This is a genomic window from Pseudomonas maioricensis (assembly GCF_022790535.1).
GTDB classification, from domain to species: domain Bacteria; phylum Pseudomonadota; class Gammaproteobacteria; order Pseudomonadales; family Pseudomonadaceae; genus Aquipseudomonas; species Aquipseudomonas maioricensis.
The window spans coordinates 105,324-111,671 of sequence record NZ_LOHG01000008.1 but is presented as its reverse complement, the minus strand read 5'-3'; the positions used below and the strand labels follow the sequence as shown (position 1 = coordinate 111,671).

Genomic DNA, 6,348 nt, shown 5'->3' with positions numbered 1-6,348 from the left:
TTCCAGGCTGATAGATCAGAAAAGCCGCTTTCCCGGCTAAAGCCAGCCCGCGTGTTCCGCTCTGATTTTCCAGCAATCAAAAATCCCGCTTGTAGAAAATATCCAGCGAACTCGCGATCCCGCTCGCCGCTTCCAGATAAACCTTTTTGCTCAGCATGTACCTCAAGGCAATGGTATTGGCCGGTTCAAACACCCCGACGCCATAGCGCAAGCTCAACTTGTCCGTGATCTTGCCGCTGGCGACCACATTGGTTTTGTCACCGGAGCCCGACGTATCCAGTTCGAAATCACGAATGCCCAGATCTTTAGCAAGCTTGCCGGTGGTCGACTCACTGCCCGCCAGCCCCAACGCCAGCGCGGCCTGAGCCATCATATTGCTGTCTTCACCGGTATTGTTGAGCGGACGCCCCAGCACCAGGTAAGACAGCGCCTGCTCCTGACTCATCGCTGGCTCCGAAAACACCGTAGTCGTCGGTTGCTCTGCGCTGCCGGATAAGCGGATACCCGCGACAATGTCATCAGTCTGCCGAATGGCTTCGACGTCCAGGTACGGCTGATCAATCGGTCCTGCAAAAAGCAGCCGCGCCTTGCGAATCGTCAACCGCTGCCCATAAGCACGATATCGCCCGTTATTGAGGTTGAGTTCGCCACGGGTATCGAGGTTGTCGCCAATATGCACCCGCCCGGCAAGGTCAGCGGTCAGTCCGAAACCGGTGAAGCTCAACTTCTCCTGACCCACCTGGACGTCGATGTCCATGGCCATCGCCAACGGCGGCGCGCCCTCCTCGGTTTGTTGACCGACGATCACCGTATCGCCTGACAGCTTGACGGTGGAAGGTGGCAACTCGCGAATGGTAATCGCGCCCTTGGGAATCAGTACCTTGCCCGAGACTCCCAGACGGCCACCTTGCATGGATATTTTCAGATCGGGCGCAGCTTCAAGACTGGCGTAAGGCTCAACCGTGATTGGCAGACGAGAGCCCTGGAGACTCAAGTCCACCACCAATGCCTGACTCCAGCCGAACTCGCCGGTCAAACGCCCCTTACCGGCCTCGCCACTTTTCCATCGACCATCCAGCTGGACGTTTTCTCCGGCAATCAGCGCCTGTATGTTCAGGTCTTGAATACTTATCGGCAGCTCCGGGCCGGAAATTTCACCGCCGCTGAGGATCACGTTGCCGTTCACCAGAGGGGCCAGCAGACCGCCCGACAATCGACCGCTGCCGTTCAGCCGACCATTGAGTTTCTGCACCATTGGCACGAATGGTCGGGCGATGGACAGGTCAAGCCCGTTCAGACTGAAGTCGCCACTCAAGGTCTTGTTTTTTGCCAATGGGTCGATCCGCGCATTAACCTGCAACGCGCCGAGCTTTGCACCCTGAAAATCCAGACGACTGTCGATCAGTTTCGGGGTCAACTTGCTGACCAGGACCAGGGTTTCGTAAGGGAAGTCCAGCCACTGATCCTTCTCTTTGACGCGAAGCGTTCCCCCACCGGCATTGACTGTGATTTGTCCGCTCGGCCCAGCAGCCGGCACGTCGAGCTGCACGTCGGCATTCAACGAACCTTTCCAGGCAAAATCTTTAGGAAGCCATTGGGCCAGACTTTCCAGGGGGAAGTTCTTCAAGTGGTAACGCAGACGCGGCTCGGGCATCAGACGCTGGTCCTCACCACACAGACTGGCAGCACCCGACAGCCAGCAATGGGCACCGAAATTCAGTTTGCCATCGGCCAGTCGTTCAAGTTTCGCTGGTTGCTGCAACTGCCAGCGCTGCCCGCCTGTTTGCACATCACCGCTGGCAAGCCGTCCACGCCAGTTACCCTTGTCCAGATTGCCGTCCAGGCCCAGACCCAGCTTGAGCAGCGGCCCTTGCAAATCAAGCTTCAATTGCTGGCGCTTTATATCGCCCTGAGCGTCTACGACCAGCGTGCCCAACTGCTTGTCGCCAAGCTGAATGCCGCTGCCTTTGATATCGACCGTTGCCCGCTGACGGTTGTCGAGCCTGGCATTCAGCGCCAAGGCTTTTAGTTGGTTGTCCTGAAAGCCCAGTTGCGAGCCCTGAAGGGCTAACTGGCCTTGTGGCGCTTGCAGGGTCCCGGCCACATCAAGACGGCCTTTGACCTGCCCTTGCAAGCCTGGCCAAAGCTGCCCCAATCGCAACAAGTTGATGTCCAGTTGACCCAGCAGCCGCTGCTGCAAGCTGCCAGCCCCCTGAATCCGGTTATCGCCCAGGCGCACCGCAAGCGCACCCACATTCCACTTGTCACCGCCCCCCTCGGCTTTGACCTGCAAGACAGCAGGCTGACCACGCAGCCTGCCCTTCAGATCCAGATCCGCGTTCAGGCTTAACTGTTCGTTTCTGAACTGACCTTTGCTGCGCAACGGGCCAGCCAGCGTACCGGGCAATTGCGCAACCCAATAAGCAGGATCGATTGCGCTCAGATCCAGTGCTGTATCCCAACTGATTCCATCGGCGAACTGCAGGTTCAGATGCCCGGTGGCCTTGCCCTGCCCGGCGACCATTTCCAGTTGTGGCAGGAATACCTGGGTCAAATCCCCACTAAACGGGCTGACCAGACTGAATGCGCCTGCCGGGCCGTCAAGGTTGGCAATGAAGTTACCCAGGTATTTGCCATCGGTGTAAGACACCTCGCCGGTGAACTTACGCAATGCCACCTGAGGCTCTTCAATCAATGGATAGAGCCGGTGCCAGGGAAAGTCCAACCAATCGATTTTCACCTCGGCACGCAGCGCCTGCTCCCAGTTCACCATGCCGTTAAGGCTCAGACGATGCTCTGCGTCGGCACTCAGATCGAGGGCCTCGATAACCGCGCCTTTTGCATCGACTCGCCCGTTGAGCACCAGGGCGACCGGGCCTTGTTCTGCAGGCAGACTGGCTGTTCCGTGTAACTGGTAACCCTGTTGCAGATCGCCTTGCGCATCGAGCGACAATTGGTTGAGTTGCAACGTGTCCGGCAACGAATCGGCCGCTTTGAAAGGTTCGGCAATAATCTTCAACCGCGCAGGCAGGTGTTCCGCCAAGGGTTCCAGTTCGCCGTTCAATTGCCCCTGCAGGTAACCACTGCTGATTCCTTTGAGCTGCAAGGTTTCAAGCAGATTGCCTTGAACATCCAGATTGAGGGTCCATGCACGGTCGGCAACGTCAGGTAACTTCAATAGACCGGTTGCTGTAAGCGGCCATTTCCCGGATGGCTGGAGCAGCCCGGCCAGATCCAGTACCAGATCATCACGGCGCAGATGAACGTCATCCAGTCGCAGGCCCTCGGCGGTCCAGTGAGCAGCCAGCCGTACATCGGCTAGTTGCTCGGCGCCATCCAGCAACAGGCTGCCAATGCGCACATCGCTCAAACGAATCGCTAACGGCAACTTCAAATCGGGCAGTTGAAAAGGCCCGCTTTGCCCGGTATCCGAACCCGGAGCCAGCTGCAGGCGAACCTGATCGGCCTGTAAACGATCAATGCACAGGGTCATTTTCAACAGACAGCCGGGCGACCAGTCCAGCGCCGGATTATCGATTTCAATGCCTGTCGCGTCTTGCTGCCAGAGCAGATGATCGGCCTGCCACTGCCCCGCAAGGTGACCGCTGAAGTTTTCTATCTGCAGGCCCGGCACACGCGCCAGGGCCCAACGGCTGCCTGTCTCGGTCCCAAGTAACAACCACAAGGTGATAAACAGCAGGAGGACAATACTGACGATTACCAGGCCCGCGACTTTCAATGAGCGCCGCCAATTCAGAGGCTTCATAGCTCCGGTCCCATCGAGAAATGCAGTCTGATGCCGCCGTCATCGTCCAGCGCGTGCGCCAGATCCAGACGTAATGGGCCTACAGGTGAAACCCAGCGTACACCGATACCGACACCTGTCTTGAGGCTCGGCAATTCGAGCTTGTCAAACGAGTTGCCTTGGTCGACAAACGTCGCGACTCGCCACTTTTCCGCAATCGAGTATTGGTATTCGAGGCTGCCTGCGACCATGTATCGACCGCCGATACGGTCACCGTCCGAGTTCTCCGGGGAAAGGGTCTGATAGTCGTAGCCGCGCACACTCTGGTCGCCGCCCGCGAAAAAACGCAGCGATGGCGGTATCGACTTATACCCGTTGGTAGCGTTGCCACCGAACTGTACGCGCGCGAGAAAGCGGTGATTATCCCAAAGGGTGGTCAGCCCCTTGAGCAACACATTGCCATGCAAAAGGTTCGAATCTGACATCAGCCCTTCCTTGGCCACCTGGGCATCGAACTGTAGGCGATAGCCATTGTGCGGATCGATGCGATTGTCGCTGCGCAGATAGGAATAGCTGACGCCCGGCATCAACAGCGTGCTCAGGCCGGAGTCGTCGCCCAGGCGATACTCTTCCCGTTGCCACTTGAGCGAAATGACTCTCTCCCAGCCACTGGGCAGCTTGCTGTGCCACTCAGGGCCAACCGTCAGTAATTTGCTGAGCGTGTCGGTACCCGCGATTTCCTCGTATTGGTAACCACCTGCGAAGCGCAGCTTGTCGGTCAGCGGCGGGTCCAGCGGTATGTCATACCAGAGGCCTACGTTCTGACGCGGTGCAGACAGCTCGCTTTCAATCCCGTAGCTGTGGCCCTGAGGGTTGGCCCAATGACGGGTCCAGTTGGCCTTGCCGCGGGGACCGACGTCTGTGGAATAGCCCAGCCCGAGCCCCATGGTGCGCGGCTTGCGTGTTTCTAGCTGAACAGTGACAGGAATTTCCTGCCCCACTGCCGTGGTCGGTGTGGCGTCCACACGGACGCCTTCGAAATAGCCACTGGTCTGCATCGCCTGATTCAGTTCGGCGATCAACTCCGAGTCATAAGGCGTGTTTTCCTTGAAGGGCACCATGCGCCGCAACAGGTCATCATCGAAAGGGGCGTCGCCGCTGAAGCTGACTTTGCCCAGGGTGTAACGCGGGCCGCTGTCGTAAACCAGATCGATATCTGCCACACCCGCTGCCGGATCCACCGAGAGCCGCTGCTGAACAAAGCGCCCGGAAAAGAAGCCATAGCGAGACGCCTGATTCTGTATCAGGCGCTTGGCATCCTCGTAATAACCATGGTTGAGCACCGCTCCGCTTTTCAGCGCATCACCTTTGGGCGTGCGGAATGCCTTGAGTGAGGCTGCCTCTCCTTCAATGCGAACCGTGACATCGCGCAAATGAATCGGCTCGCCGGGCTGAACGGTAATTACCAACTGCGGCTCTTTGCTTTTGCCGGTCTTCACCTCACTGGCGACTTTCGCCTGGTAGTAACCCAGAGCCTGAGCTGCGCGCTGCGCCTGCTCCTCAGCGCCGATGCTGAAATGCTGCAGGCTGTCGGCATCACGCTCGCCGGGGCTGCCCACGTAACCTTCAATATTGGCTTTGAGTTCGGAGTTGGCAGGCGATACCCTCACCTCCAACTGGGCGTCGGCGAACGCCGCAACAGTGGAGATACTGAGTATCAAACCGCTGGTAAACCTTGCAAGAAACTTCATGGCGCGAATGCTAACACGAGCAACGGTTATCACTGGAACCCGCCAAAAAGTAAGAAATTCATACCTTTACGCCATCTCTTGCAGTGAAACCTGAGGATTTGGGCGGAAAAACACGTGTTCTCGGATAGGTCCTACAGCAACTTCACCTATTTCCTCGTATCCCTGTCTTTTATAGAACTCAAGGTAACGAGCATTCCCGGTGTCGAGCACGATGCCTTGAGAACTTTCATCCTCGGCGCACCAGTTATGCACGGCCTGGAGCAGTTGTTCGCCAAGGTGCTCGCCCTGAAACTCGGGATGAACTCCAAGCAGTGGCAGAACATGAACGGACTCCGAAGGCAGGCACGCCAGAACGGCGTTGTAATACTCCAGATAGCGTCGAGTGCAGTTAAACCCCGTACTGAGCACCATGCGTAAACGCCAGGCCCAACTCTCGGTGATACCCAGACGGCGCTGCGGAGGCGCGATCAGCGCGGCACCCACCAGACGATCTTCGATGAACAGACCGATAGCAGGTAAATCCTGCAGGAAATGCTGCTTGACCAGTTCGCGGACGGTCGCTCTGACGCGCTGATCGAAGCCGTTGCGTTCAGCATTGAACAGGTAGGCGAAGCCCGGTTCGTGGCGATAGGCGTGATACAGCAGCGAGCGGGTTTCCCTCGAGTAACCGCTGTCGAGCTGACGAACTTCAGCCACGATGGCAGACGATTCAGGCATGGAACAACCTCTCTTCAAGGCGCAGCTCGGACGGCAGCGCTCCGGTGGTACAAAGGGTTCGAGTCAACGCCTGCTGCCTCAGTTCCAATATCCTTCGTGAACACACTAAGAGGCTGCCATCGGCAACGCCTGGCA

The 6,348-nt window shown here is 57.8% G+C and carries 3 protein-coding genes; all 3 read right to left on the bottom strand.

What is annotated here, in order from left to right:
• Nucleotides 1-76: 76 nt before the first annotated feature.
• Complete coding sequence (locus tag AUC61_RS14335; RefSeq protein ID WP_422765324.1) at nucleotides 77-3,766, bottom strand: translocation/assembly module TamB domain-containing protein; 3,690 nt, start codon at nucleotides 3,764-3,766, stop codon at nucleotides 77-79.
• Nucleotides 3,763-5,496, bottom strand: coding sequence for an autotransporter assembly complex protein TamA (locus AUC61_RS14330; protein WP_243246915.1), 1,734 nt, complete (start codon nucleotides 5,494-5,496; stop codon nucleotides 3,763-3,765). The genes AUC61_RS14335 and AUC61_RS14330 overlap by 4 nt, the downstream gene beginning before the upstream one ends.
• Before the next feature lie 66 nt (nucleotides 5,497-5,562).
• A complete protein-coding gene (locus tag AUC61_RS14325; RefSeq protein ID WP_243246914.1) occupies nucleotides 5,563-6,213 on the bottom strand; it encodes a GNAT family N-acetyltransferase in 651 nt (216 codons plus the stop codon).
• Between the last annotated feature and the right edge of the window lie 135 nt (nucleotides 6,214-6,348).

What these genes read in the sequence shown, in the direction of transcription:
- AUC61_RS14335 (WP_422765324.1), bottom strand. Translation starts at nt 3,766, where the DNA reads ATGAAGCCTCTGAATTGGCGGCGCTCATTGAAAGTCGCGGGCCTGGTA.
- AUC61_RS14325 (WP_243246914.1), bottom strand. Translation starts at nt 6,213, where the DNA reads ATGCCTGAATCGTCTGCCATCGTGGCTGAAGTTCGTCAGCTCGACAGC.
- AUC61_RS14330 (WP_243246915.1), bottom strand. Translation starts at nt 5,496, where the DNA reads ATGAAGTTTCTTGCAAGGTTTACCAGCGGTTTGATACTCAGTATCTCC.